This is a genomic window from Asaia sp. VD9, from assembly GCF_037150015.1.
Taxonomy (GTDB): Bacteria; Pseudomonadota; Alphaproteobacteria; order Acetobacterales; family Acetobacteraceae; genus Asaia.
The window spans coordinates 262958-287655 of record NZ_JBBCQM010000005.1; the positions used below are offsets into that span (position 1 = coordinate 262958).

A 24698-nucleotide genomic window follows, 5' to 3' on the forward strand; every position below is an offset into this window, starting at 1 on the left:
GCTGCGAAGCGACAGCAGATGGCACAAAATTCTTGGCTTAGCGACACGGTTTCGCTGTGGCGCAAATTAACTCGCTGCTTATAAGGTCGCGCTTTCAGCCAGGTGTCGGCTTGATCGCTCAACAAGAGATCGCATCGGGATCGGAGGCTTTCCTGCGCTTGGGCTGGGCCGACGGGCATTACGAACCCTATGAATTCGCCGACATCGATAAAACGCTTGCCGCGGGCCTGTCGCTGGTGAGTGCACGCTAGCACCGCCCAGACGATACGTTTGGCGTGGCCTGTGCGATTGATATCGCTTCAGAGCCGTTGAAATCCTATTTGGCGGCCGGCGGTACGGGTTTGCTGGTGGGGGACGGCCGGTTGCCTCGTCCAAAGGCCGAGCACGCATCGAGACCTACTACGATGCATCGGTCCAACGGTTGGGTCATGTAACGTTAAGTCATCAGTGGATCGGCAATCCGGCCTATAATCGGGACCGCGGTCCGGTCTCGATTATCGCCGTCAGGCTTCATACGCGATTCTGAGTGCGTCGGTGCCCTCTTACACTCAAAAAGACGTCACCACCTCACTGTAATCATAGTGCCATGTCTGCTTCCTCGCAGTCCGAAGCAACGCGATGGAGCCCTGAGCTGATGATCTGTATGGATAATGTGCCAGGATATTCATCGTTACTGCATACTCTTAAGGGCAGGAAAGCATTTCCTGCGGTCCAACGATACGCATCCAACTCCAAACCATGCCATCCGGCTAGATCCTCATAGAGGAGGTGGTCTCCGATGACGCTCATCCCCTTAGCCCCAAAAAACGAGATATCTCCGATCAGGACACCCAGAACCCGACGGTCATCGACATAAGGCCCAATAGCTTGACTTGGCTGGCTAGCGCGCGAACGTACCCAGACACCTGCCGTGAGAGGCGGAATCATGAACATGATCCGGTCCCCCTTTTGCCGCAGCGGCATAATGATCTCGCCTAGTTCGGTCACCAGATGAAGATCCGGTCGATCCGTCAGCACCGGCGCTTTCGGCACATGTCCTGTGCGGGCGACGAGCGCTGCATGGATCGGCTCAACAAAGTCACGCGACGTATTCAGTGATAAGCGTGATGATCCGCTTTTTCTCCGCCCGAGATAAAGAGAAGGCACGGTATGGTTGTCAAACTGGTCGCGATTGCCTGTGTCTAGATAGCTCTCCGTCAGCGCTCCCTCGGCCCAGATCGCTTCGTGAGTGTTCAGCTCTACATGGTAATAGGTATAGGCGCCGATCGTTCGGTCGATGATAATCGACACATCGTTGACCAACATACGGGCGGGTACGAGCTTACCGTCGAACACCATGCAATGTTCCTGTGTAACCAGAAGGTCACGTGTGGGGATATTATCGGATAGCGCCCCGGCGCGGATACGGATGAGCCAGTTTTCTTCGGGTTCACGTTGATCGGCAACAGTAATCGAGCGATAGCCTATCCATTTGATGGGCATGGCGCCATCAGGGACGAGGACAAGCACGCCTTCCGCGAGGTCTTCCACACGGCTCTCCCCCCCAGGGGTGGCAATCCGGGTGCCTTCAGCAAAGCAGGTTGTGTAGACCGTTCCGCCGTTACTATCCGACAGGAGCTTATAACCTTGCGTGTTGGCGCCCGGCACATTGAGTGTGTAATCGCCGGTCTTTGTACGAATTGTGATCCCCGAAGCGGTTGTCAGGACTTCTTTGACGCTGTCTCTGGGGATCGAAGCAAGATCGATCGTGTCTTCCGGAGACCAGCCTGAGATCGTATTCGTGGGCATCACCGTACCCTCAATGACCAGGACCGCTCCATCGCCAGAGAGATTGACGGCGCCAGTCCCCGCCGTACCATTTAGAACCAAGGTACCGCCAGACGAGACAGTTGCGACACCGCTGAGCATGCCCCCTGAGGCGATGCTGAGTTTGCCTCCCGAGTTAACGGTGGGTTTTGTTATCAGTGCCCCGTTCTGGACATTCATGGACACGTTGTTTGAAACAACCCATGTTCGTGCGCCAGAGTCAGTGTAGCCGGATTGGAGGTTGAATGTTCCGCCGTTGCTCGTGAAGGTCGTGTTTGTCGTTCCAAGCGGGGCGTAGACATTGATTGTTCCCCCGTCCAGCGTCGTGTTGACCGCAGAACCGCCATTGAGAACAGTGATCACTCCCCCCTTACCGGCAAGGGAGTTGCTTAGAACGCCATTGCTGCCGACATTGATCGTCCGCCCGGAGAGGGCCTGTCCAGCCGGACGATCCGTAACGTATGAGGCATTGAGATTGATCGTGCCGCCAGCCCCATCGGTAAAGCCAAAGTAACTCGTCTTGGACCCGTTGAACGTCAGAGTCCCGCCGCTTACGCGAACTCCACTGATGTATCCGTTTGCAGTGAGCGTAGCGCCGCTACCGACAAGCTGATCATGGACTTCGCCATTGGCAGCCACTGTCTCAACCGTTCCCGCGCCAGTCAGCAAACCACCTGAAACAACGCCTTCAACAGTGAACGATCCTTTGAGAATACCGCCCGGCTCGCTATTCAGCTGCGCGCCATTCAGAATCGTCGCACCGTTTTGCGCAATTGCAATGCCGCCGGCCTGGAGGTTGATTGTCGGAAAATTCCCACTCCCAGGCGGGGCGTAGATCGTGCCGAAGGAGAGTTCGCCGCCGGACGAGATTGATGCGACACCGCTGAGCATGCCCCCTGAGGCGATGCTGAGTTTGCCTCCCGAGTTAACGGTGGGTTTTGTTATCAGTGCCCCGCTCTGGACATTCATGGACACGTTGTTTGAAACAACCCATGTTCGTGCGCCAGAGTCAGTGTAGCCGGATTGGAGGTTGAATGTTCCGCCGTTGCTCGTGAAGGTCGTGTTTGTCGTTCCAAGCGGGGCGTAGACATTGATTGTTCCCCCGTCCAGCGTCGTGTTGACCGCAGAACCGCCATTGAGAACAGTGATCACTCCCCCCTTACCGGCAAGGGAGTTGCTTAGAACGCCATTGCTGCCGACATTGATCGTCCGCCCGGAGAGGGCCTGTCCAGCCGGACGATCCGTAACGTATGAGGCATTGAGATTGATCGTGCCGCCAGCCCCATCGGTAAAGCCAAAGTAACTCGTCTTGGACCCGTTGAACGTCAGAGTCCCGCCGCTTACGCGAACTCCACTGATGTATCCGTTTGCAGTGAGCGTAGCGCCGCTACCGACAAGCTGATCATGGACTTCGCCATTGGCAGCCACTGTCTCAACCGTTCCCGCGCCAGTCAGCAAGCCACCTGAAACAACGCCTTCAACAGTGAACGCACCCCTGAAAATAGCCCCAATCTGGCCGCTTAGCGTTCCCCCGTTGGTGACAGTTGCGCTGTTGACTACGCCGCCACTGGCAACAATGTATGCACCGGTTGCTGGAATGGAAATACCTGAAACTATTTGCCCAGATACAACAGACGTTGTCGCCATTTCGGCCTCTTTCTTTAATTCAATTCAGATCGATCTGCGAATGCACAAATAAATAATAAAGCGTTATTTATGAAGAGCGCGCACGGGTACTTACGCAAAAGTGGATGCCACTTTTACATCTGCGGTATATTCTATTGTGTTGTATTCTTATTGTCTGACTACAGCGAGCAACAGATGAGACACCCTATTCGATCAGCGAGATCGGCGGACCTACATTGTGCTTAGTATGAGTCGGAGAAATTCGTAAGCACGTCAAACATGCATGCATTTGCACGCGAGTGAAGCTCGTGGCGTCGGCCCAGATCGTGAAGCCGACACACCGAACGGTTCGACAGTAATTACGAATGAATAGAGCCACGTCTAACACCCTTCACGAAGATTTCGCGCCGGGCCGTCCCGGACTTGAAGCTCTAGAAGAGGCAGGAACGTGGTCTCTGCGAGGGATTGTCTAACAGCCCGCGCAAGCATTGTCACCCTCGAAAATAAAATAGCATTAAATTTTAATATCCGCCGTTGGATTTTTGTATATTTTTCCATAAATTAGGTAAGGTAAATTAAGTGATGAAGCGCGTTATTATTAGGGCGCGCGCTCCGGGACTGCTGCCGGTTCATTCCTCTCGTCGGGGTTGGGAACAAATTCCGACCAACGAATGCGAGATCGCCACCAGCCTGGCTTGATAGGGTCAAGCGTCCGGTCATCGTCGTCTGAGACGCGAGAGGGCAAAGGCCCATACGTAGCTAGACAAAACAGCAGCTACTGTCGCCGCCGCGCTGGCCGCAGCGATGTCCGCACGCGCCACGGTCTCGTTTTCGGCGGCCTGTAGGCTATCGATCCGGCGCGTCGGCCTCAGTGCGTCAGCGAGATCGAGAGCGTTCGCCCGTACGCCAATCGGCAAGGTATACGGCGGCCCAATGGGGAAAAAGCGGATGGGGCGCTCGCCTCCCTCCCCCACTGAGAGAAAACCGCCCCCAAGCAGGTTTCAAACATCCCCCTACATCCGATAACCGCCGTACATTATCGGAAGTAGGGGGGGGCGAGGGGGTTATAAGGCCTAAGATCCCCTCCTCAGAGGCATGTCTCCACCCTGGTGCGTAACCGTCAGAATTTTGCCGACATAGTATTATTACGCGTCGTGAGGCGTGCCACGCTCAACTACGCGTGCCGACGAGTGACTCTATCAGGGGAAGACGATATAAGACTAAGCTATGCGGATTTTGGTTCACGCCTGCTACGATTCAGTATGTTCGCGGAGCCGCTTCCGATATCGATCATCCTTTTCCCAGACTGCTACCGCCGTCGATGAAAAGCGACTGGCCTGTGATGAAGCTGGCAAGGTCTGAGCAGAAGAAAGAAATCGCTGCTGCGATTTCTCCGGGGCGGCCAAACCGTCCAACAGGCACACCTGCAAGATATCGCGCCTCGCCGTCGCTACCAGGCTGATTATTTGCGCGAAAGAGCTCCGTCTCCGTTGGGTCCGGGGCGACGACGTTCGCTGTGATGCCATATGCAGCGTATTCAATCGCGATTGTCCGCGTGAGGCTCTCGAGTGCAGACTTTGCAGCCGCATATCCGGCACGATACGGCAATCCGCGAGTTGTGAGACTGCCAACATTTACTACGCGTTCAAACTTGGCATCGCGCATGCCTGGAAGCAAAGCCTGCGTAATCTGTAACGCCGGACGGAGGTTGGACCCAAGCAGCGCCATAAAGTCTACGTCCGTGACGCCCTCAAAGCGCTCATGTCTCGCAATACCGAAATTATTGACGACGCCCAGCACGTTACTGCGGCTGGCGATATTTCTGGCCAGCTTCCGGATCGCGTTGCTATCAGTCAGATCACACGAGATGAACTCGCCCGGAAATTTTCCCGCAATCGAACGGGCTACGCCAATAACATGCCAGCTCGCGTCAGCAAGCGCCTGCGCTGCCGCCCGCCCGCCCGATGCCTTTCGACGCGCTTGTGATGAGAATGGACTTATCCAATGGAAGCCCCCCCGATAAACAAATTTGAGGTTCAGCCGATGAGCGCGGGGGCGTATCAAGACACCCCACGACACCTCGACCGAGGAACTTCCCTCGACCGTTTGCCAAAATGTGCTGTGTTCAGTCTGCTACACGCAGTTTGCCCGGGGCGGTCCATTCGGCACCCGCCATGAAGCTGTCCAAAGGTGTATGGGCGAGGTGGTTGGTATAATTCGAGATCAGCTTGGTGGCTGCAAGTACCAGTACGTCGAGTACGGACTGATTAGTGTAGCCAGCAGCCTTGAATGCGTCGACATCAGCTTCGCTCAGGACGCCACGACTGCGTGTCACCAGCGCCGCGAATTTGCGCAAGGCTTCAAGCTTGGGGTCGGCAAGGGCCTTCCCCTCACGGATCGCCCCGATTGACGCATCGTCGACTTTTGCCATGCGCGAAAGGTTGGTGTGACCTGCCATGCAATAGGTGCACTCGTTTTCATAGATGATCGACAGATAGGCAATATTCCGCTCGACGGGAGAGAAGCTCGTTTTTTCAGCAATCCCCCACAAGGCAGCGTATGCCTCAAGCGCCGCAGGGCTCTCGGCTAGAACGCGATGCAAGTTGGGGATAAAGCCCCAGGCCTGCTGTACCCCGTTGAGAATGTCTGCTGATGCCTTCGGTGCATTTTCGATATCATGCAGCTTGAACGCATTGGTCGTCATCATGAAAACTCCTGTATCCTTGCTTGCCAATATGACAATCAGGAAACGGAGATTTCGTATTTTCCTCTCGCTTGGGGAGCGGGGTAACAGCAATAACGCTTGTTCTTGAATGGAATGGCCGGGCCCGATCGTAGTGGATCGATGAGAGCAATATATCAAGTCAGGTGCCACCCGTCATTGACCTGTCGATGTCGAACTCCGCCTCAACGTCTCAGCACAGCTGGCACACTTTCAGGGCTGCGTGCTCATCTCCACACTGATCCGTCCAGTTATTTCAGTATACTTATGGGTCTCACGAGAGTGATTTTGCTTCGCAGATTGTCAGAGTATGGCCCGTAACACCGAACGCTGCGCGGCCGCCAAAACCAGAGACTTCGACTGGAGGTAAACATCGGTGGGGAATGGTTGGGTGAGATCTCAAGGCCGCTTTGACAAATGGGGAATGTCGGGACAGCGATATTCTTCGCGTATGGATGATTGCAATAAGTGCATAAGATACAGTTATCGCTCGTAGTCTTCCTACTTTTCGAGAGGCTGCTTTGCTGAGCGCGTCGCATGTCGCAGACGGCAAACCAAATCGATCAGAAGCAGAGCCGCCCCCGGAGATTCATCAGAAACCTGCTTCTCTAGCATAGCTGATCCAAGGCGATCGCAACTCCAGCCCGCGTCTCTCTCAATATCGCGTCAGAGAGTATGCGCACCAAGCGGCGGCACCCTGCTTTCATTCCATCAAGCCCTGAACAAAATCTGCAAATTGCCTCGCCTTTGCGGTCATCATTCTCCCCGTGGGGAAGACAGCCCAAAGGTCGATATCAGGCAAAGACCATGCCGGAAGCAGGCGCGTTACGGCGCCGCTCTCCAGTTCAGGGGCAAACATCCAGTCCGAGGTGATGGTCAGGCCCATATCAGCGAGTATGGCTGCCCGCAGGCCTTCGGCAGCGCTGACCCTAAGACGCCCCGCGACGGACACCGAGACAGCCGAGCCATCCCTTTGAAATGACCAGACATTGGGGAGCTGACTGTAAACGATCGCGTTGTGATCAGCCAGATCGGCAGGGACCAACGGCATGCCCGCACGCGCCAGATAGGCTGGTGTGGCCAGCACCGAACGTTTTCCTGTCGCCAGCTTGCGTGCGACCGCCGAGGAGTCGGCCAAAGCCCCCATACGCAACGAGATATCAACCCCCTCGGCCACGAGATCGATCATCCGGTCATCAAGCAGAATATCCACATCGAGCTGCGGATGCGCATCGAGAAATGCCGGTAGCCGCGGTATGATGTGCAGTCGCGCAAATGTTGTCGCCGCCGATACACGCAGGCGCCCGGACAGGCCGCTCCCTGCACCACGCGCGGCGAGCTCTGCTTCGTCGGCCTCCTGAAGCGCATTGCGTGCGCGTTCATAATATGCCTGCCCCGCTTCGGTGGGTGTGAGGCCATGAGTGGAGCGTATGAGCAGGCTGACCTGTAGCCTCGCTTCGAGCTGTGCCACGATTTTCGACACAGCGGGCTGACCGACATGAAGCTGCCGTGCCGCTGCTGAGAATGAACCCGTTTCGACCACACGCACGAACGTGGTCATCGCCTGATATCGGTCCATCCTATTCCTCCCGGGAATGATGCTTATCGCATCGAGCCATCTGCCATGCCCAGTGAAACAGAGGCAAACCAGACCTGCAACCCGGTCAGCGTCGGGGAAGGATGGAGCAGGCTTCAGGATGATCGTTCATTTCACCAACGCCGTATCAACACGACCGGTGTCGCATTTCATCTCGGCCTATCAGCTCACGGGTGACCTGCCACAAGCCATGGTCGCCGCCCTTCTCCCGGCGCTCTCCGCTCTCCTTGCAAAACCTGATGGAGGAACCGCTCATGATTGAGGTCTACGCTTTCGCGACGCCCAACAGCGTCAAGGTTACCATCGCGCTGGGAGAGCTCGATCTCGCCTATGCGCTACACGGCATCAATATCCGGCAAGGCGAACAGGGTACCACGGCCTTTACGACGCTTAATCCTAACCAGAAGGTTCCGGTACTGGTTGATCACGACGCTAGGGATGAGAAGCTCGTCCTCACAGAGTCTGCAGCCATACTCGTATACCTGGCTGAAAAAACCGGCCGACTTCTCCCTGCAACCGGGGCCGAACGGGCGCGCGTTTTCGAGCAGCTTTTCTTTCACGCCTCTGCCCTGAGCCCCGCCTTCGGCCAATCGGGTTTCTTCCAGCGTTTCGCTAGCGAGAAACTGCCTCTCGCGATCGAGCGCTTCGACAAAGAGGCAAAACGCGTCCTGCATGTGCTCGACACCTTGCTGGCGCACCGGGATTTCGTGGCAGGCGATCATTTTACTATCGCCGATATTGCCCATTTCGGTTGGCTCTGGCGGCGCAGTTTTCCCGGCCTCACCCTCGATGACACCCCTCATATCGCCCGCTGGTACGAGCGGATTGCGGCCAGACCTGGCGTTCAGCGCGGTATCGCCCGGGTTGAAACGCTCGCCGCCCCAAACTGATCCTCTTCTGATCGCTCCGAGGTTATTCCCATGAACAAACTTTCTACGCCCTTCAATGCCGGGGCGCTGTCGCTCGGCCACAGAATCGTCATGGCACCCCTTACGCGCATGCGGTCGGACCATACTGGCAAGGCCAATGCCCTCATGGTGCTGTATTACAGCCAGCGCAGCTCACCCGGCGGTCTTATCATCTCAGAGGCAACACCCGTTGCGCTCGAAGGATACGGCTATGCCGGCGCGCCGGGCATCTATGACGACTCCCGGATAGACGGGTGGCGCAAGGTGACCGAAGCCGTTCATGCACGCGGTGGCAAGATTGTCATGCAGTTGTGGCACGTAGGGCGACAGTCGCATCCTGATCTGCAGCCAGGTGGTGCAGCCCCGGTCGCGCCCTCTGCAATCAAGGCAGAAGGCGACGCCTATACGCCCAGTGGCCCTGTCCCGTTTTCCATGCCGCGTGCCCTTTCGCTGGAGGAAATTCCCGCGGTGATCGAGCAGTTCAGGGAAGGTGCCGCAAGGGCAAAGCAGGCAGGTTTTGATGGCGTGGAAATTCATGGCGCCAATGGCTATCTGCCAGACCAGTTCCTGCAGGACGGTACCAACCACCGCACCGATGAGTATGGTGGCCCGATCGAGAACCGCGCTCGCTTTCTGTTGGAAGTGACACAGGCAGTCATATCCGTCTGGGGGGCAGACCGCGTGGGTGTTCGCCTGAGCCCAAGTGGCACCTACGGCTCGATGTCAGACAGCAACCCCCAAGAAACCTTCGGTTATGTGGCGGAGCAGCTGGACAGGCTCGGCATCGCCTATCTGCATGTGGTTGAACCCCGCATCAAGGGCACGGAACTCATCGCCGAGAGCGAACCTGTGGCCGCGCGTGATCTGCGCGAAAGATTTCGGGGCACGCTGATCGCGGCAGGTGGGTTCGACAAAAACAGTGCCGCAGCCGTGCTCGCATCCAGTGATGCCGATGCCGTCGCCTTCGGCCGGCATTTCATCAGCAATCCCGATCTGCCTGAGCGCCTGCGCGGGGACCTTGCTCTGACAAATTACGACCGCTCGACCTTCTACGGCGGCGATGCTCGTGGCTACACCGATTATCCCTTCTTCGACGCCTCGACACCAGAGCAATAACCACCGCGGTTATTCCACCAGGGAATGACCATTAGTCGTACCTGCCATCATCCCTCCGGCACGGCGACCTCCTATCGTCAGATCCGTCACCAGATTTCAAGGAAACGAACCCATGACACTTCAGGCAAAGCTCGACGCCTTCAAGACCGATTTCGAAGCCGGAAAGCCCCCCTATAACGTTCCGCATAGCGTCATCGAAACCATGCACCGTGCCACCGCCGAGCTGGTTGCGTCCGGCGCTGCGGAAAAAGCCCTCAAAGCCGGAGACAAGGCACCCGTTTTTACGCTGAACGACCCCGAGGGTAACCCTGTCTCTTCTGCTGATCTTCTGGCCAAGGGGCCTTTGGTCATCAGCTTTTATCGCGGTGTGTGGTGCCCTTACTGCAACATGGAATTGCAGGCTCTCGAAGCGGCACTTCCCTCATTTCGTGAGCTTGGCGCCCATCTGATCGCGATCTCCCCGCAAACTGCGGTAAACAGCCGAAAATCAGTCCGCCAGAATGAACTGCAATTTCCGATCCTGTCTGACACGCATAATGACGTCGCCGCGCAGTTTGGCCTTCGCTTCACCCTGCCTGATTATCTGATTGAGCTTTACAAGAATCTCAAGAACGATCTGCCCGGTTTCAATGGTGACGACAGCTGGACGCTGCCTATGCCTGGCCGCTTCGTCATTGGTCAGGACGGCGTCATTCTCTATGCCGAGGTCAATCCGGATTATACGCGTCGCCCGGAACCTGCCGACATGCTTCCTGCCCTGCGCCACGCGACCCAGTCGGCCGACTGATTACTCCATCCATACCGCCCCGGCTCGCGCAGGGGCGGAGTTTTTCACTAAGGATACGGAGAGAAATATGCGCTCCAATGACATGGGCAATAGCTTCACTCGCCATTTGATGGGTGACGAACAATCCGCCAAGCTCATCGCGGCATCACAGTCAGGCACATTTGGCGCAGCCATAGCCGGGTATGCAGTCGATCATGTTTTCGAGGACATCTGGACACGTGAAGGGCTCGATCAGGCGCGTCGAAGTCTCATCACCATGACCGTCATGGTTGCGCTGCGCCAGCCTCATGAATTCGGCCTCCATATGGGTTTTGCGCTCGATCACGGTATGAAGCTGAAGGAAATAGAGGAGGCTCTGATACAGATGCTCCCTTATGTCGGCTTCCCCGCCATTTCCGGTGTCATGCCTGTCGCTGCGAAGATCATTGCTGAGCGTGGACTCGACAAAAGCGAAGAGTATGAAGGCCATCGCGGTCTGCTCTGAGCCCTCACCCAAGTACTGTACCCTGCCGGTAGAACGGGCCTCGTCTCGCGCTCCCGATGACATCCAGCCTGCGGCGTTCACGAACCTCTCTGCGCCCCTCTCGCGCTTCGTGAGTACTTCACGGCAATCTGCCTTCGAAAAGGAACAGTTATGACGAAACTGCATCGAAAAACGGCCCTTGTGACCGGAGGAAGCAGCGGGCTCGGGCTTGCAATCGCAACGCGTCTCATCGCTGAAGGCGCATTTGTCTATATCACCGGTCGGCGACAGGCCGAGCTTGAGCGGGCTGTAGCGGCATTGGGCAGTCAGGCCGCCTCTATACAGGCCGATGTCAGTCTCCCCGGCGATATCGAACGCGTGGTGGAAACGATACGGCGTGAACGTGGGGCTATCGATATCCTGGTCGCCAATGCCGGTATCGTTCTGCCTCAAACACTCGAACAGGCAACACAAGCCAATTACGATCGGACGTTCGATATCAACGTGAAAGGCCTGTATTTCACGATCAGCAAGGCACTTGGCCTGTTGCGGTCTGGCAGCTCAGTCATCCTTGTCTCATCCATCGCTGCCAATAAGGGTGTGCCTGGCTATGGCACATACAGCGCAAGCAAGGCTGCAATACGCAACCTGTCCAGAACCTGGACGGCCGAACTGGTCGAACGCGGCATACGGATCAATACCCTCAGCCCCGGACCGTTCGACACACCAATCATGGACAGTCAGGCCGATACGCCGGAAGGTGCCGAAGCCGTCAAGCGTCAATGGGCTGCAGCCGTGCCCATGAAGCGATTGGGGCAGCCAGAGGAACTTGCTGCGGCCGCGCTCTTTCTGGCTTCTGATGAAAGCAGTTATGTTGCAGGCATTGACCTCATTGTCGACGGTGGTGCGGCCGCGGTCTAGGGCTCCGTGATCACCACAGGATTGCGATCACCAGTACGGTGGAGCGTCAGCAGGACCCGCCCATACTGCCAATCAGACTGACATGGTTTCGCAAGGGTGAGCTATCATGATCCGTTTTTATTTCCATCCCACGCCCAACCCGGCGAAAATCGCCCTCATGCTCGAGGAAACCGGTTTGCCCTATGAGGCCATACCGGTCGATACCCGCAAGGGTGATCAGCATGACCCGGCGTTTCTCGCGATCAACCCCAATGGCAAAGTGCCTGCCATTATCGACACCGAAGGTCCTGCGGGCCCGGCAACACGCGTGTTCGATTCCAATGCAATACTGCTCTATCTTGCTGAAAAGACCGGGCAATATCTTGGGACCCCCGCGGACCGGCCTGAATTGCTGTCATGGTTGATGTTTATCGCATCCGGACTCGGGCCTTTTTCCGGTCAGGCCGTGCATTTTCAGCATGCAGCGCCCGCCGGGCTGGACTACGCCGTCAATCGGTACAGGCGCGAGGTCGAACGACATTACACAGTTCTCGACCAGCACCTCACGGACCGCCGTTACATCGTGGGCGATACTTTCACGATTGCCGATATGTCTGCCTGGGGCTGGCTGGAGCGTGCGCCCCGTGTGCTCAAGGAAGATTATCCGCTCGAGCGCTGGCCTGCACTTGCTCGCTTCATGCACGACATCAATGCCCGACCGGCCGTGTCGCGCGTACAGGCGCTCATGAAGAGGCACGCATTCAAGACCGATATGGACGATCAGGCACAACGGGCCCTCTTCCCATCCAATTTCCCTATCCACAATCGGGAGCAGCGCTCATGACCGCTTCGGAAAACTATACACCGCCCAGTGTCTGGACATGGGACAAACAGAATGGCGGCAAATTTGCCAGCACCAATCGCCCTGTCGCCGGGCCGACGCATGAAAAGAACCTCCCCGTAGGGCATCACCCGCTCCAGCTGTACTCACTGGGTACGCCCAATGGGGTAAAGGTGACGATCATGCTGGAGGAACTCCTGGCCCTGGGACATGAGGGGGCGGAATATGATGCCTGGCTGATCAATATAGGGGATGGCGATCAGTTCGGATCGGGCTTTACAGCCATCAACCCGAATTCCAAGATCCCGGCGCTGGTCGACCAAAGCGGGGGCACCCCCCTGCCCGTCTTCGAATCAGGATCGATCCTGCTTTATCTCGCCGAGAAATTCGCGGCTTTTCTGCCTCGGGATGTTCCATCGCGTACGGCCTGTCTGAACTGGCTTTTCTGGCAGGTCGGCAGCGCACCCTATCTCGGCGGCGGCTTTGGCCATTTCTATGCCTACGCCCCTGAGAAGATCGAATATGCAATCAACCGGTTTGCCATGGAGACCAAACGCCAGCTGGACGTTCTCGACCGGCAGCTTGCCAGGCATGAATATATAGCAGGCGACACCTATACAATCGCCGATATGGCGATCTTTCCCTGGTATGGCGGCCTTGTTGAAGGCTGGCTCTATAATGATGCTGCACAGTTTCTGAGCGTTCAGGAGTATTCCCATGTGCAGGCGTGGTCAGCCCGGTTGCTCGAACGCCCTGCTGTCCAGCGGGGCCGGATGGTGAACAGGCTCTCAGGCCCGCTCTCTTCCCAGCTTCGCGAACGCCATGACAGCTCGGATTTCGAGCTTAGAACGCAGGACAAATTGCCGAAAGACAGCGCGATCTGATCGCTTCCACCCCGCCGCATCGGGCGATGCACCCCGCATCGCCCGGAACTACCAGCGTATCAGCCACGGCAATACCAGACGCGTGCTGCAGGCCACCAGCGCACAGGCCAATGAATACCAGACGACGAGATAAAGCGGGTCATCAAAGGGGCAGGCAAGAGCAAAGACGAGCGCACCAAAAGCCGCGCCGGCAATGCCAGTGACCCACGCCGTACCGCGCACATCAACCGGTGCGCCGCGGCGCACGATTACACCCAGCGCGAGGACAGCGGGCAGAGCAAGCTCTACGATCTTGCGTGCACAGACCATACCGTGCGCCGGATCAAGCCTGAGCCATAAAACCTCTGGCCCAGCCTGAAGCGCATCCACAAGCCAGCCAAGGGCAAAAAGAACAAGAGCGGTCACGCCCAGCCAACGCAGCCCCTGCCGGGGCGAACGCGTCGGGTCGAGCGAGACCAGCGCCGAAGCAACGCCCAGCCCGACGATCAGGAGCAGCCCGATTGCCTTCCACCAGAAGCTCATCATGTGCATGGCATGGGGCATGTCAGGGCGCATCATGCCAAACCCGAGCACTGCACCAATCTCGACCCCGGCGAGAACCGCGAGGGTCAAGGCATCGCGCCAGAGCGAGCGCCTTCGGACGGGGCGAAGATCGGTTACAAACTGCTCGATCAAGGGATCATTCACCATCATTGCCTCCCATCACCAGAGTGCTCATACGACTCAACCCACGATGGATATTGACCTTCACCAGCGTCGCGGATTGCCCTGTGCGACGTGCTGCCTCCTCTATGCTCAAACCCTGCAACTTCACCAACCTGATCGCTTCTGCTGGCCCCGGCTTCAACTGTGCCAGAAGCTTTTCCAATGCATGAGCCGTGGTCACCTGTTCCTCGTGATCGCCCACAGCCACCGTCTCATCAAGCAGGGTCGTTTGTGTACGTCTCGCGGCCCGGAGGCGATCAATCCATTTGTAACGCGCAATGGCCGCAATCCACGGGCCGAATTTCTGGGAAGGATCGAAGGTGTGACGCTTCTCATGCACCGCCATAAGGGTGTCCTGCACGGCGTCATCGACCATTGAGGGCGGCAGGCGTTTGAGGAAAAAACGACGCAACCATGCCTGTGCCTCGCCCAGCACCAGGCGATAAGCCTGTGCATCTCCTGCCTGCGCGGCCTCCATCCAACGGCTCCAATCCGCTTCTGTCAAAAATCTGCTGCCTTCATGCGTGACCGGAGATCATTTCCTACCGCTATCATTTGACATACGTAAAGACCCAGGTGCCGTAGAAAGTGCGAGGACCGGCTCTGTCCGCCAGCTTGCCGGAAAGCTGGCACGCAGTGCGTCCAACCGCGGGGCATCATAGGTCTCGATGTAGATATTATGCGGATAACGCGCGGCAAAATTCTGATGCTCTCTTTCCGCCCCGGTAAACGCCTTGTCAGGCTGAACATGCGTTGCGATGGGCTGGGTAAAGATATGGGCGGCATCAAGCTGCGCGATATAGGCCTCTGCCTCGCGCGCCTGTTGCGCTGTGCGCGTGAAGATGACGGAACGGTATTGTGGCCCCGTATCGGGGAATTGCTGGTCGATCTGCGTCGGGTCCAGTGCCACGGTGAAGAATATCCGCATCAGCGTACCAAAGCTGACAAGGGTGGGATCGTACTCGACCTCAACCGATTCCGCATGACCGGTATCGCCTTCGCTGACGCGTTCATACTGGGCCGTGTCACGCGCTCCACCGTCATATCCAGCTCGAGTAGCCGTGACGCCTCGCACATGCTGGAATATGCTCTGCACCCCCCAGAAACACCCTCCCGCAAAAACGACGCTGGATGGGGTCATCCCTGGACGGGAATCATCGGGGGGTGCCGTCATCTGCGCGACGGGTTTGTCGTTATTGGTCTTTGCCACGATAACGGGCTCAGGCAAGGTCGGATAGGCAGACGCCCTTGAGGCGACCTCGTGCAGAATCCCATAAAGGCTGAATGTGGCGAGCGCGATGCCAAGCACGTTTTTTCTGATCATCATGCGAACTTTCAGACTGGCCTGAAGGTAAGGGCTGCACCGTTCATGCAGTAGCGCAATCCGGTCGGTTGGGGACCGTCATCAAAGACATGGCCAAGATGACCACCGCATGTCGCGCACCGTACCTCCGTGCGCTCCATGCCAAGACTGTCATCCCCACGCTCCTGAACAGCATGGGGCAGCGCTGCCGTGAAACTTGGCCAGCCCGTCCCGCTTTCGAACTTGCTGCGTGAGTCAAATGCCGGCGTTGCGCAGCCTGCGCAGGCAAACCGCCCCTGTCGGTGTTCGTTCAGGAGCGGGCTGGACCAGGGTGCCTCTGTGCCAGCCTCGCGCAGAATCTCGAATTGCTCCGGTGTGAGCAGGCGCCGCCATTCAGCAGCACTATGCGTCACGGGATAAGGTTCTGCGCCCCAGGCGCGGCCCGACAGAGCCAGACAGACTGAAGCAAGGCAGAATTGTCGACGCGATGTCATGAACTTCGCCCTTTTGCTGAATTTCACTCCATCCTTCGTGCTGCACCGTGCAGAGGTTACGGGCAGCCACAATGTTTTTGTTCGTTCCGTGCCGTAACTTTTAGGGGCCTGCGCACGAAGGAAGCTCTGCCAGCCTCCAGAAGACTCAGGGAACGAACTGCCATGTCACGATCGCGACGCGCGCCCGCATCGATCATACGCCTCACCCATTGGGCAGGCACGCTTGCCATGCTCGTCATGATCGGTAGTGGCTGGCAGATCTATAACGCCTCCCCTATCCTGCCTTTCGAATTCCCCGCTGCCATCACTCTTGGAGGCTGGCTTGGCGGCGGCATTGCCTGGCATTTTGCTGCCATGTGGGTGCTGATGGGGGCGGGGCTGGTTTACGTTGTGTATGGCGCCGCAAGCGGGCATTTTCGCAATGACCTGCGCCCCGCAGGACCGCGATCTGTGGTGAGGGATATTGGGCAGGCCGTGCGCCTGAAGCTCTCCCACAAGGCCGGGCACTACAACGCCGTACAACGTGCGCTCTACACGGGCGTGCTTGTGGTGGCTGTGCTGACGGTCACGACGGGCCTCTCGATCTGGAAACCCGTGCAACTTGGATGGCTGACCTGGTTGTTCGGAGGCTACGACATTGCCCGGTGCATCCATTTTGCCATGATGAGCCTGATTGTGGGCTTTCTTCTACTTCATGTCGCGCTTGCCCTGATGGTGCCTGCCACCTTGTGGGGCATGGTGTTCGGGCGACGCATGCCAGATAGCGACAAGGAGAGCGTATCATGAGCCCGCCGAAAATCGACCGCGCCGGTGTCGCGCCTGAGTTGCGCAAGCTCGAACGCAGGCTCTTCCTGCGGAACAGTCTTTCTCTTGGTGGGCTTTCCCTGCTGTCAGGCTGCGCACTGGACGATAACGCGTCGGTGGAACACGCACTCAGCCTGATGTCACGTTTCACCGACCGGATGCAGGCGCTTCTTTTCAGCCGTCAGCGCCTCGCAAGGGAATTTGACCCGTCACGCATCACACATCCCTTTCCATTCAATGCCTATTATGACGAGAGCGACGTAAGGCTCGTCGAGACTTCATCCTGGCGGCTGGAGGTGAGCGGGCTTGTTTCAGACAAGAGCCCCTGGTCGGTCGCCCGGTTTCGTACCTTGCCGCAGAAAAGGCAGATCACGCGACATATCTGCGTGGAGGGGTGGAGCGCTATCGGAGATTGGTCGGGGGTTCCGCTCTCTGTATTCCTGCAACATGTCGGGGCCGATCTACGGGCAAGATATGTGAATTTCCGCTGTTTTGATGATTACAGCACAAGTATCGATATGGCGACGGCACTTCATCCGCAAACAATCATGGCGCTGGATTTCGGCGGGAACCCTCTCCCACCCGCCTATGGCGCCCCGATGAAGATCCGCATCCCTACAAAACTCGGCTATAAAAACCCGAAATATCTCGCCTCTATCGAGGTCACGAATCATTTCCCGGGCGGATATTGGGAAGACCAGGGGTATGACTGGTTCGGCGGTTCATAAAAAAGCACACAAGCGTGTAACCTGCGGCAAGGCTGAGGCGAAAGAAAAGATATCGGAAGCTGGCGTGTCCATTTTCCGATCCTTTAAACCGATCCAGGAATGTAATCATGTCTTTTCGTACACTCGCTCTCGCCTGTACCCTCTCTTCGACAATGCTGCTGGGAGCCCCTGCCTTCGCTCAGAACACCATGTCACAAGGGACGATGTCGCGGGGCGCTATGGCACATGACAGCATGTCACACGGTGACATGTCCTCCGACAGCATGAAGAAGCATGCCATGACGAAGGACGAAATGGCGCCCCACGGGATGTCGAAGCAGTCCATGAGCAAGCACGGCAGCATGATGAAGTCAGAGGGTATGGAAAAGAAGAACAAGATGAGCAGTGCGATGAAGCACGACCCGATGGAACATGACGCGATGAGCAATGACTCGAAAGGCGACATGGCAAAGCCGAACTAAGGGCCAGACGCCTGTGGCCAAAAGCCACAGGTCGTCCCTTTGGGGCGTAATCGGGTTCTGGTCCTAGCGAAATGTCAAACAGCGCCGGGGCACGTTAGAAAAGATGACATCAGAGAGCTTTCGCCTTCGCTGCCGATAAGCTGTATCCCATAGGATAATACGAGTAGCTATCGTGTCAGATGTCCACGCAAGGCATCGATAAAAACTCGAACCTTGGAGGAGAGGCTCCGATGCGCGGCGTAGACCGCATGTACCTCCACCGTCTCCGCTTCATAATCGGGGAGCAGTCTCACAAGTCGCCCTTGCTCGATTAAAGGGCTTGCCAAGAAGGCAGGCAAACGCCCGACACCTCCCCCGCTCTCAAGGACGACCTGCAGGACGGCGGGCTCCGGGATGACGGATCGAACAGCGACAGGTACGCAATGCTCGCGATCAGAGCGATCCCTGAAACGCCAGATCGACGGTTGATCGGTCCACCCAAGCAACTCGTGATCGGCCAAGTCGTGTGGCGTTTGGGGCCTACCTCTTTCCAAGAGGTAGGCTGGGTTCGAGCAGGGCCATAATTCGATCCTGCCCAGCTTGCTGGCGATCAGGTCGGAGTCGGGCATGGCCCCTATTCGGATTGCCACGTCGACATCCTCCCTCGCCAGATCGACGATCCGGTTCTCGGCCTCAAGATGAACGCGCAGATCAGGGTAGTCTCGCAGAAAATGCGGCAGCATCGGCGCCACCAGCCCGATTGCGAATGTCGTTGCTGCGCTGATTTTTAGAACCCCTCGAGGTTGCCCCGTCACCCCATCGAGGGCCGCGGCAGCCTCATTCAGATCGTCCATGACGCGTCTAGCATGGATCAAGAGTATGCGCCCGGCCTCGGTCAATCTGAGGGCATGCGCGCCGCGTTCGAACAGCTTCGCCCCGATTTCCCTCTCCAGACGGGATAATGCCCGGCTGAGTGATGATTTGGGCGTTCCCGTGACGCGCGAGGCTGCGCTGAGGCTCATGGTCTCCGCAATGCGCAGAAAGCTGCCGAGATCATCTGAGTTCATGGGCTCGTGTTCTAGATATGGAACAAGACGTCTACGATGACGCACCTGCCCTGTCCAACGGGAACGGCTTATCGTACCTCTGTATTGAGGGGGCCGAGATGTCAAAACCAGTCATTCTGATTACGGGCGCGACCGGACAACAAGGCGGAGCCACGATCCGCGAGATGCAACGTCGAGGGCATTGGCACATTCGCGCGCTCGTCCGGAGCCCACAGACGCCAAAAGCAGTCGCTCTGGCAAAGCATGGGGTTGAGCTCGTTCATGGTGATCTGGACGACGAACATTCCCTGCGATTGGCGCTTGACGGGGCAGAAGGCGTTTTATCTGTCCAGTCGCCCATGAAGATCGGTCCAGCCGGTGAGGAGCGACAGGGAAAGAGGCTCGCCAGCCTCGCCAAGAAGAGTGGCGTGCGGCACTTCGTGCAGTGCTCCGCAGGCGGGGTTGAGCGACGGAGCGGCGTTCCCCATTTCGAGAGCAAATGGGCGATTGAGCAGCACATTGCGTCACTGAACTTGCCGGCTATGGTTCTGCGTCCAGCGGCCTTCATGGAAAACTTTTCGAGCCTGATCTTTCGGATCACCATGCTCTCCATGATGAAGACCTATCTGAGGCCGGATCAGGCTATGCAGCTTGTCTCGGTGCAGGATGTCGCTTGGTTCGCGGCGGAGGCGTTCGAGAAACCTGATCAGTACCTTGGTCGGGTCATGGAGCTTGCAGGCGATAGCGTGACGGCCCGCGCCGCAGCGTCAATTCTGAGCGATACCGGAATACGCCCGAGCCGCGGCTTTACGATTCCCTCTGTCATGCGAGCGCGCCTGCCCGAGGACTTTCGTCTGATGTTCGAGTGGATTGCGCGAGACGGGTTCAAGGCTGATATCCCCGCTCTGCGATGCGAGCGCCCCTCATTGCTTACACTCGAGGAGTGGACACTGCAACGCGCGTAGGATAGCCGCCAACGTCTGTCGTAGTCTGACGATCGGATCGGTCGATGCCGCATAGCGCGACAAGGAAGCCGATATTTGAAAATTGACAAGCTTCTTTCGGTTTTTGACTCCCGGTTGCCTCTATTACCGGTAGTGCAGCCAGTGGGCGCAAAGTATCGAAAACCGAGCTTATCATGCAGCCAGGCCCGGAGGAATTTTAAGCGCGTGATCTCCTCAGCGGAACCAGACAGTTTTAACTATCGGTTTTTTTTGGAATGGTCGGCCCAGGGTTCAGATCGAGTCCCGCAAAGATTTGTTCATAGCACCGAGGACGTTTCTCCCGAAATGATGGGCGCAGTCGCATTCAAAACCGGAGCACAAAATTTGATGCCACACGTTCGAAAGATAATCCTATGTATCCATGAAAAATGAGCATAGTAGTATATGTGGAACGACTCTCTCTATAGGCAGAATAGAGAAACTGGTTTGTGTGATTAGTACTCTGACGATGATGATCTACGCTCCTCCTTCGCGCCATATTACGGAGACTAAGCTGTTTTCATGGAAATTAACGGCGGGAGTGAGTGGACAGTCGCCTAGTTTCTTTGCAGCGCGTGTATTCGAAAACTGGATGCTTTCGCGAATTCGGCCGCGGGGCTCAGTCCTCGCGGGGCGCAGCCCGTCCGCGCTTGATCCCCGCGCGATGGGATTTGCCGTCCATCCGGCGCGCGCGGGCCGCTCGCCCCGGGCGCGTAGGAACCCGGAACGCCTGACGGTGGGCAGCTTCGCGGATCATTGTGGTCAGACGTTCAATTGCGTCCTCGCGATTGCGGATCTGCGTGCGGAAGCGCCTAGCCGTGATGACGACCACGCCATCTCGCGTCGCCCGGCTCCCGGCAATTTCCAGCAATCGCAGGCGCACCCGTTCAGGCAGGGACGCGGAACGCGCGACATCGAAACGTAGCTGCGCTGCGGTCGCAACCTTGTTGACGTTCTGGCCGCCGGGCCCCGACGCCAGAATATAGCTGATCTGAAGTTCGTCATCGGCAAGAGACAGGCCGGGGAGAATGGGAATTGCCATGATGCGCCCCATAGCATATCGCACCGCGAAATGCCCGCACGCGCTGTGTATGAAGCGTTCAGGCGCCTCTGTAAGGAGGTCGATTACCCCGCATCCTCCCCGAGGCGCCTGCCGCAGAGCACGCCTCTAACGCTATCACATTTGGGCGTGATCGAGAACAAGCAACCCCACTGGCTTTGCCATACACATTTCAAAAAAAGAAATTTAGGGTGCCCTTGGGTAAGTTCATCGTGATCACGAATACTTTCATCAATTAAAGAACTTTCAGGTGCCCGCTTCAAACCATCGTCTCTTGCTGCGGCTCAAGCATTTCCACAATAAACAAGAAAGCGCACTTCAGAGACTGCTGGCTCTCGCCGATGTACTCGAAGCCGTACAGCTGCGCCGCCTTCTTTGCGGACGCTTGCGGGCGTGAGCAGGCAGCCGCAGAGCGGACATCGCGTCTGGCTGTATAACATGACAATCATACCCCGACATCCGAAACCGTTGTCCGAGCGACGACCGCGATCATCTCGCGCATCCACCGGTGCAACGGATGCGTGGCGGTGCGATCATGCCAGGCCATGGCGATGGTAAAGCCCGGGACGCGGATCGGCGGCGGCAGGATCTGCAACGCAAGGCCACGTCCCTGCACGATGCGGCGCGGCACGAGGGCGACCATCTCCGAGCGGGCGACCATCTCCGGTACCATCAGAAAGCCTGAAGCCGAAAGCATGACGCGCCGGGCATGTCCTAGGGCCGCCAGCGCGACATCGGTCGGTCCTGAGAACCCGCCGCCCTCGGGCGAGACGATGATGTGTTCCAAGCTGCAAAACGTCTCGAGGTCAAGCCAACCCTGCAGGACCGGATGATCGGCCTTGCTGATCGAAACGTAATTCTCAGTAAAGAGCGGCTTCATGCGCAAGCCGTCGGGAATATCTTGCGGTATTGTCAGATACAGGTCTGCAAGGCCCTGTTCGAAAGGACGAATTCCGGCCTCAATGTCGGCGGTACGCCAGGCGATCCGTATCCCGGGGGCTTCCTTCCGCAGACGAAGGACCAAAGGCATCAGCACGGCGTACTGAACATAGTCGCTAGCGACGATCGCGACAGTGCCCTCCGCCGTCGAGGGAACGAACGGGTTTGCGGTGGCCACCACGTCGCGCACGCCGTCCAGGGCCGCGCGCAACGGCTGCCGCAGGGCGATGGCGCGGGCGGTCGGCACCATGCCGCGCGGCCCGGGCAGCAACAGTTGATCACCCAGCACGATCCGCAGTCGCGCCAGCCGCGCCGAGAGGGCGGGTTGGCTGAGGTTTAGACGGCGAGCGGCACGGGTGACGTTTTGCTCGGTCAGCAGCACGTCCAGCGTTGCAAGCAGGTTGAGATCGAGGGATCCGATATCCATTCAGTGGATAGCAACACACAAATCATTCGATTTCAACAATACCTCATATCGGCGCATCATCCTCAGATACAGACCACGAAGGACATCGCCGACATGAGTTGCATCTTGAACGTCCACGCCTATCGCAATCCCTGCGAGGCCTGCGATGAAATCGATGCCGTCTACGGACACCCGGCGATCGACCGTTCCTTTCCTTTCGCAGAGCTCAACGACGCCGTCCGGCTACAGAAGAGCGGCAGGCACGCCGGCAACGTCGTTGCCGAACTCTGATCAACGTATACAGTAGGAGCATCGGACCATGAACATACTTATCGTTTACGCGCATCCTGAACCCACTTCGCTGACACGGCAGATGGTCGACGTGACCGCCGAGACGTTGTCGGCAGCGGGACATACCGTGGTTCATTCGGACCTCTACGGCATGAAGTGGAAGGCGGTGTACGACGCCGACGACTTCCCCATGCGTAACAACCCCGAACGACTGTCTTTCATCGCGGAGTCGGGACACGCTTACGCAAGCGGGCATCAGACGCCCGACGTGATCGCCGAGCAGCAGAAACTGCTCGCGGCTGATGCAGTGATTCTGCAATTCCCGCTGTGGTGGTACGGCGTGCCCGCGATCCTGAAGGGCTGGATAGAGCGGGTCTATGCCTTCGGTTTCGCCTACGGCTATCACAATGGCTCCAACCAGTACCGCTTCGGCGAGGGTATACTCAAGGGCAAGCGAGCGCTGGTCAACGTGCAGGCTGGCGGCCCAGCAGCCGATTACGGCCCGCGGGGCATCAACGGGCCGATCGAGCAACTGCTGTTCCCTTTGACTCATGGCGCGCTGTTCTACCCCGGCATGGAGGTGCTTCCAACGCATGCGGTTTACGGCGCGGGTCGCGTTTCCACGGCGGAAGAAATGCAGGCGATCAAGATAGCTTGGCGTAAGCGTCTTGATGGGCTGTTCACAGACGCGTCGATTCCTTTCCGGTTACAAAACGGCGGTGACTTCCCCGATCACCACACCATGGCCAACCACGTTGCGCCGGGCCAAACTGGCCTCGCCGCGCACTTTTCCGACCGGGCCGACCCATGAAAAGCGAAGAAGCGCGGGCCGCGCTGCCGAGACGCTAAACCAAATCAGACTTAGACGCTGGCCGCGCTGGCATCAGAAGCCGCCGTTTGATCGCCACTCGCGCGGAATGGCACAATTTCACATGGTGCCGTCGGCTGCGTCCGCCTTCATTGCAGACGTCAGGTTACGATCTTTGGTTTGTTCGAAGCAGACGTTGCCAGCAGCGCGCGAGAAACAGTCTGCACCAATCCTTTTGCAGTTTCGTAGCGTTCGATCGGCCGTCCTCAGACCTTTTCGGGACCGAGGACCTGGCTCAGGATTCTAGCGTCTTGGTCAAAATTTTATGACGCTTCAGCTTAAGGACAAGCAGAAGTTGAATGCCAATTAGAACACCTTCGGTCAGTCCCTTAGCGAAGTCGGACACATGCGCGCTGCCAATAAACGGAAGCATGATTGCTGGGATCATGACGAAAAACATTAAATGGCGCGTTTTGGCGTCTTGCATGTGATCGATCCTTATCTTGCTACGATAACCGTAAGTAGATTTCATGCGAAAATAAAGTTTCTTCCAGGTGATCACGCTCAATCCGGCAACATGCGCGACACGCTAAGTGGATCGCGCCGGGCCTGGAAAAACGTCTGCTTTTGAACGCTCGTATCGAAAAGCCGACAGATCGCAGTCCCCCCATAGCTGTCCCCTCGCATCAAACCTAACGCCCCTCGCCACGTTTCCTGTCCCGGAACCGGTCATTATCGTGTCGGTGTCAATCGGATCGACCGGGCGGGCCGGTCATCCGTCCCCGAACCCCTGTTTCCGGAACGCTCTCCTCCGCAGGAAACCGCACGCCAGATCGTGGTTTTCGAGACGGCCATGATCTGTCCAATTTCGTGCAAAGATTTTCCAGCCTTGTGCAGCTCAACCGCGTGCCGACGCTGCCTTTCGGTCAACCGCGCAGGCCGTCCCAGCCGTGCCCCGCTACGCCGTGCTGCCTCTAGCCCTGCCCTTGTACGCTCCCGGATGATCTCGCGCTCGAATTCGGCAAACCCGGCGAGGATGGT

28 protein-coding genes are annotated in these 24698 nt (G+C 57.6%); 15 read left to right on the forward strand and 13 right to left on the reverse strand.

The features are described 5' to 3' along the window. Positions 1-110 precede the first annotated feature (110 nt). Positions 111-251 carry a hypothetical protein gene (locus WFJ47_RS08865; RefSeq protein WP_336762377.1) on the forward strand — a complete coding sequence of 47 codons (141 nt, stop codon included), beginning with the start codon at positions 111-113 and terminating at the stop codon, positions 249-251. A gap of 325 nt (positions 252-576) precedes the next feature. On the opposite strand, the gene WFJ47_RS08870 is transcribed toward WFJ47_RS08865, so the two are convergent. From WFJ47_RS08870 to WFJ47_RS08885, 4 genes are all read right to left on the reverse strand, one after another. Continuing rightward, positions 577-3453, reverse strand: a complete 2877-nt coding sequence (locus WFJ47_RS08870) for a Hint domain-containing protein (protein ID WP_336762378.1) — start codon at positions 3451-3453, stop codon at positions 577-579. Between the two features lie 1269 nt (positions 3454-4722). After that, positions 4723-5496: an SDR family oxidoreductase gene (locus tag WFJ47_RS08875; protein ID WP_336762379.1), complete on the reverse strand. Its 774-nt coding sequence runs from the start codon at positions 5494-5496 to the stop codon at positions 4723-4725. A gap of 61 nt (positions 5497-5557) precedes the next feature. After that, positions 5558-6139 (reverse strand): carboxymuconolactone decarboxylase family protein, encoded by a 582-nt coding sequence (locus tag WFJ47_RS08880; RefSeq protein WP_229719793.1) that lies wholly within the window; start codon positions 6137-6139, stop codon positions 5558-5560. Between the two features lie 718 nt (positions 6140-6857). Then, on the reverse strand, positions 6858-7733 hold the full coding sequence (locus WFJ47_RS08885) for a LysR family transcriptional regulator (RefSeq protein ID WP_336762380.1): 876 nt from the start codon (positions 7731-7733) through the stop codon (positions 6858-6860). A 118-nt stretch (positions 7734-7851) separates the two neighbouring features. On the opposite strand from WFJ47_RS08885, the gene WFJ47_RS08890 reads away from it, so the two are divergent. From WFJ47_RS08890 to yghU, 8 genes are all read left to right on the forward strand, one after another. Then, complete coding sequence (locus WFJ47_RS08890) at positions 7852-8013, forward strand: hypothetical protein (RefSeq protein ID WP_158625400.1); 162 nt, start codon at positions 7852-7854, stop codon at positions 8011-8013. Beyond that, a complete protein-coding gene (locus WFJ47_RS08895) occupies positions 8006-8641 on the forward strand; it encodes a glutathione binding-like protein (protein ID WP_336762381.1) in 636 nt (211 codons plus the stop codon). The genes WFJ47_RS08890 and WFJ47_RS08895 overlap by 8 nt, the downstream gene beginning before the upstream one ends. Positions 8642-8671: 30 nt before the next feature. Beyond that, positions 8672-9775 (forward strand): alkene reductase, encoded by a 1104-nt coding sequence (locus tag WFJ47_RS08900; protein ID WP_336762382.1) that lies wholly within the window; start codon positions 8672-8674, stop codon positions 9773-9775. A 112-nt stretch (positions 9776-9887) separates the two neighbouring features. Then, complete coding sequence (locus WFJ47_RS08905; protein WP_062164577.1) at positions 9888-10562, forward strand: peroxiredoxin-like family protein; 675 nt, start codon at positions 9888-9890, stop codon at positions 10560-10562. Between the two features lie 67 nt (positions 10563-10629). Then, positions 10630-11046, forward strand: coding sequence for a carboxymuconolactone decarboxylase family protein (locus tag WFJ47_RS08910; RefSeq protein ID WP_186807680.1), 417 nt, complete (start codon positions 10630-10632; stop codon positions 11044-11046). Between the two features lie 150 nt (positions 11047-11196). Next, a complete protein-coding gene (locus WFJ47_RS08915) occupies positions 11197-11946 on the forward strand; it encodes a glucose 1-dehydrogenase (RefSeq protein ID WP_336762384.1) in 750 nt (249 codons plus the stop codon). A gap of 106 nt (positions 11947-12052) precedes the next feature. Then, positions 12053-12769 (forward strand): glutathione S-transferase N-terminal domain-containing protein, encoded by a 717-nt coding sequence (locus WFJ47_RS08920; protein ID WP_222547447.1) that lies wholly within the window; start codon positions 12053-12055, stop codon positions 12767-12769. Further along, positions 12766-13650 (forward strand): glutathione-dependent disulfide-bond oxidoreductase, encoded by an 885-nt coding sequence (gene yghU, locus WFJ47_RS08925; RefSeq protein ID WP_122049726.1) that lies wholly within the window; start codon positions 12766-12768, stop codon positions 13648-13650. The genes WFJ47_RS08920 and yghU overlap by 4 nt, the downstream gene beginning before the upstream one ends. A gap of 48 nt (positions 13651-13698) precedes the next feature. Here yghU and WFJ47_RS08930 read toward each other — a convergent pair whose 3' ends face one another. The 4 genes from WFJ47_RS08930 to msrB are packed head-to-tail and all read right to left on the reverse strand — an operon-like array spanning position 13699 to position 16152. After that, a complete protein-coding gene (locus tag WFJ47_RS08930) occupies positions 13699-14343 on the reverse strand; it encodes a DUF1109 domain-containing protein (protein ID WP_336762389.1) in 645 nt (214 codons plus the stop codon). Continuing rightward, positions 14330-14860, reverse strand: a complete 531-nt coding sequence (locus WFJ47_RS08935; protein WP_255424179.1) for a sigma-70 family RNA polymerase sigma factor — start codon at positions 14858-14860, stop codon at positions 14330-14332. Before WFJ47_RS08935 ends, WFJ47_RS08930 begins: the two co-directional genes overlap by 14 nt. A 30-nt stretch (positions 14861-14890) precedes the next feature. Further along, entirely contained in the window at positions 14891-15682 is a 792-nt protein-coding gene (msrA, locus tag WFJ47_RS08940) for a peptide-methionine (S)-S-oxide reductase MsrA (protein ID WP_336762393.1), read from the reverse strand. 8 nt (positions 15683-15690) lie between these two features. After that, the gene (gene msrB, locus WFJ47_RS08945) at positions 15691-16152 is read right to left on the reverse strand and encodes a peptide-methionine (R)-S-oxide reductase MsrB (RefSeq protein ID WP_062164583.1); all 462 of its coding nucleotides are present in this window, start codon (positions 16150-16152) and stop codon (positions 15691-15693) included. A 162-nt stretch (positions 16153-16314) separates the two neighbouring features. Here msrB and WFJ47_RS08950 point away from each other — a divergent pair, with 162 nt between their 5' ends. The 3 genes from WFJ47_RS08950 to WFJ47_RS08960 all read left to right on the forward strand — a co-directional run bounded on the left by WFJ47_RS08950 (position 16315) and on the right by WFJ47_RS08960 (position 18145). Next, positions 16315-16938 carry a cytochrome b/b6 domain-containing protein gene (locus tag WFJ47_RS08950; RefSeq protein ID WP_336762395.1) on the forward strand — a complete coding sequence of 208 codons (624 nt, stop codon included), beginning with the start codon at positions 16315-16317 and terminating at the stop codon, positions 16936-16938. After that, the gene (locus tag WFJ47_RS08955) at positions 16935-17684 is read left to right on the forward strand and encodes a molybdopterin-dependent oxidoreductase (RefSeq protein WP_336762397.1); all 750 of its coding nucleotides are present in this window, start codon (positions 16935-16937) and stop codon (positions 17682-17684) included. The genes WFJ47_RS08950 and WFJ47_RS08955 overlap by 4 nt, the downstream gene beginning before the upstream one ends. A 107-nt stretch (positions 17685-17791) precedes the next feature. Then, positions 17792-18145 carry a pentapeptide MXKDX repeat protein gene (locus tag WFJ47_RS08960; RefSeq protein ID WP_336762399.1) on the forward strand — a complete coding sequence of 118 codons (354 nt, stop codon included), beginning with the start codon at positions 17792-17794 and terminating at the stop codon, positions 18143-18145. A 167-nt stretch (positions 18146-18312) separates the two neighbouring features. Here the strand turns inward: WFJ47_RS08960 and WFJ47_RS08965 are convergent, their stop codons facing one another. Then, on the reverse strand, positions 18313-19191 hold the full coding sequence (locus WFJ47_RS08965) for a LysR substrate-binding domain-containing protein (protein WP_336762401.1): 879 nt from the start codon (positions 19189-19191) through the stop codon (positions 18313-18315). 98 nt (positions 19192-19289) lie between these two features. On the opposite strand from WFJ47_RS08965, the gene WFJ47_RS08970 reads away from it, so the two are divergent. Then, entirely contained in the window at positions 19290-20135 is an 846-nt protein-coding gene (locus tag WFJ47_RS08970; protein WP_336762403.1) for an NmrA/HSCARG family protein, read from the forward strand. 637 nt (positions 20136-20772) lie between these two features. Here WFJ47_RS08970 and arfB read toward each other — a convergent pair. Both arfB and WFJ47_RS08980 read right to left on the reverse strand, forming a co-directional pair. Continuing rightward, the gene (arfB, locus tag WFJ47_RS08975) at positions 20773-21195 is read right to left on the reverse strand and encodes an alternative ribosome rescue aminoacyl-tRNA hydrolase ArfB (RefSeq protein WP_336762405.1); all 423 of its coding nucleotides are present in this window, start codon (positions 21193-21195) and stop codon (positions 20773-20775) included. A 463-nt stretch (positions 21196-21658) separates the two neighbouring features. Beyond that, positions 21659-22579 carry a LysR family transcriptional regulator gene (locus WFJ47_RS08980; protein WP_336762407.1) on the reverse strand — a complete coding sequence of 307 codons (921 nt, stop codon included), beginning with the start codon at positions 22577-22579 and terminating at the stop codon, positions 21659-21661. A gap of 93 nt (positions 22580-22672) precedes the next feature. Between WFJ47_RS08980 and WFJ47_RS08985 the strand changes: the two genes are divergently transcribed. After that, positions 22673-22849: a hypothetical protein gene (locus WFJ47_RS08985; RefSeq protein ID WP_336762409.1), complete on the forward strand. Its 177-nt coding sequence runs from the start codon at positions 22673-22675 to the stop codon at positions 22847-22849. A gap of 28 nt (positions 22850-22877) precedes the next feature. Then, positions 22878-23660 (forward strand): NAD(P)H-dependent oxidoreductase, encoded by a 783-nt coding sequence (locus WFJ47_RS08990; protein ID WP_336762411.1) that lies wholly within the window; start codon positions 22878-22880, stop codon positions 23658-23660. Between the two features lie 292 nt (positions 23661-23952). On the opposite strand, the gene WFJ47_RS08995 is transcribed toward WFJ47_RS08990, so the two are convergent. Together WFJ47_RS08995 and WFJ47_RS09000 are read right to left on the reverse strand one after the other, a co-directional pair. Further along, the gene (locus tag WFJ47_RS08995) at positions 23953-24144 is read right to left on the reverse strand and encodes a hypothetical protein (protein WP_336762412.1); all 192 of its coding nucleotides are present in this window, start codon (positions 24142-24144) and stop codon (positions 23953-23955) included. Positions 24145-24389: 245 nt separating this feature from the next. Beyond that, positions 24390-24698 (reverse strand): recombinase family protein (locus tag WFJ47_RS09000; protein ID WP_336762413.1); only part of this gene is annotated, 309 nt, incomplete at its 5' end.

Bases quoted from the DNA above. Each gene is read 5' to 3' on its own strand.
- WFJ47_RS08870 (WP_336762378.1), bottom strand. From the start codon at position 3,453: ATGGCGACAACGTCTGTTGTATCTGGGCAAATAGTTTCAGGTATTTCC.
- WFJ47_RS08880 (WP_229719793.1), bottom strand. From the start codon at position 6,139: ATGATGACGACCAATGCGTTCAAGCTGCATGATATCGAAAATGCACCG.
- WFJ47_RS08885 (WP_336762380.1), bottom strand. From the start codon at position 7,733: ATGGACCGATATCAGGCGATGACCACGTTCGTGCGTGTGGTCGAAACG.
- WFJ47_RS08890 (WP_158625400.1), top strand. From the start codon at position 7,852: ATGATCGTTCATTTCACCAACGCCGTATCAACACGACCGGTGTCGCAT.
- WFJ47_RS08895 (WP_336762381.1), top strand. From the start codon at position 8,006: ATGATTGAGGTCTACGCTTTCGCGACGCCCAACAGCGTCAAGGTTACC.
- WFJ47_RS08900 (WP_336762382.1), top strand. From the start codon at position 8,672: ATGAACAAACTTTCTACGCCCTTCAATGCCGGGGCGCTGTCGCTCGGC.
- WFJ47_RS08905 (WP_062164577.1), top strand. From the start codon at position 9,888: ATGACACTTCAGGCAAAGCTCGACGCCTTCAAGACCGATTTCGAAGCC.
- WFJ47_RS08910 (WP_186807680.1), top strand. From the start codon at position 10,630: ATGCGCTCCAATGACATGGGCAATAGCTTCACTCGCCATTTGATGGGT.
- WFJ47_RS08915 (WP_336762384.1), top strand. From the start codon at position 11,197: ATGACGAAACTGCATCGAAAAACGGCCCTTGTGACCGGAGGAAGCAGC.
- WFJ47_RS08920 (WP_222547447.1), top strand. From the start codon at position 12,053: ATGATCCGTTTTTATTTCCATCCCACGCCCAACCCGGCGAAAATCGCC.
- yghU (WP_122049726.1), top strand. From the start codon at position 12,766: ATGACCGCTTCGGAAAACTATACACCGCCCAGTGTCTGGACATGGGAC.
- WFJ47_RS08930 (WP_336762389.1), bottom strand. From the start codon at position 14,343: ATGATGGTGAATGATCCCTTGATCGAGCAGTTTGTAACCGATCTTCGC.
- msrA (WP_336762393.1), bottom strand. From the start codon at position 15,682: ATGATGATCAGAAAAAACGTGCTTGGCATCGCGCTCGCCACATTCAGC.
- msrB (WP_062164583.1), bottom strand. From the start codon at position 16,152: ATGACATCGCGTCGACAATTCTGCCTTGCTTCAGTCTGTCTGGCTCTG.
- WFJ47_RS08950 (WP_336762395.1), top strand. From the start codon at position 16,315: ATGTCACGATCGCGACGCGCGCCCGCATCGATCATACGCCTCACCCAT.
- WFJ47_RS08955 (WP_336762397.1), top strand. From the start codon at position 16,935: ATGAGCCCGCCGAAAATCGACCGCGCCGGTGTCGCGCCTGAGTTGCGC.
- WFJ47_RS08960 (WP_336762399.1), top strand. From the start codon at position 17,792: ATGTCTTTTCGTACACTCGCTCTCGCCTGTACCCTCTCTTCGACAATG.
- WFJ47_RS08965 (WP_336762401.1), bottom strand. From the start codon at position 19,191: ATGAACTCAGATGATCTCGGCAGCTTTCTGCGCATTGCGGAGACCATG.
- WFJ47_RS08970 (WP_336762403.1), top strand. From the start codon at position 19,290: ATGTCAAAACCAGTCATTCTGATTACGGGCGCGACCGGACAACAAGGC.
- arfB (WP_336762405.1), bottom strand. From the start codon at position 21,195: ATGGCAATTCCCATTCTCCCCGGCCTGTCTCTTGCCGATGACGAACTT.
- WFJ47_RS08980 (WP_336762407.1), bottom strand. From the start codon at position 22,579: ATGGATATCGGATCCCTCGATCTCAACCTGCTTGCAACGCTGGACGTG.
- WFJ47_RS08985 (WP_336762409.1), top strand. From the start codon at position 22,673: ATGAGTTGCATCTTGAACGTCCACGCCTATCGCAATCCCTGCGAGGCC.
- WFJ47_RS08990 (WP_336762411.1), top strand. From the start codon at position 22,878: ATGAACATACTTATCGTTTACGCGCATCCTGAACCCACTTCGCTGACA.
- WFJ47_RS08995 (WP_336762412.1), bottom strand. From the start codon at position 24,144: ATGCAAGACGCCAAAACGCGCCATTTAATGTTTTTCGTCATGATCCCA.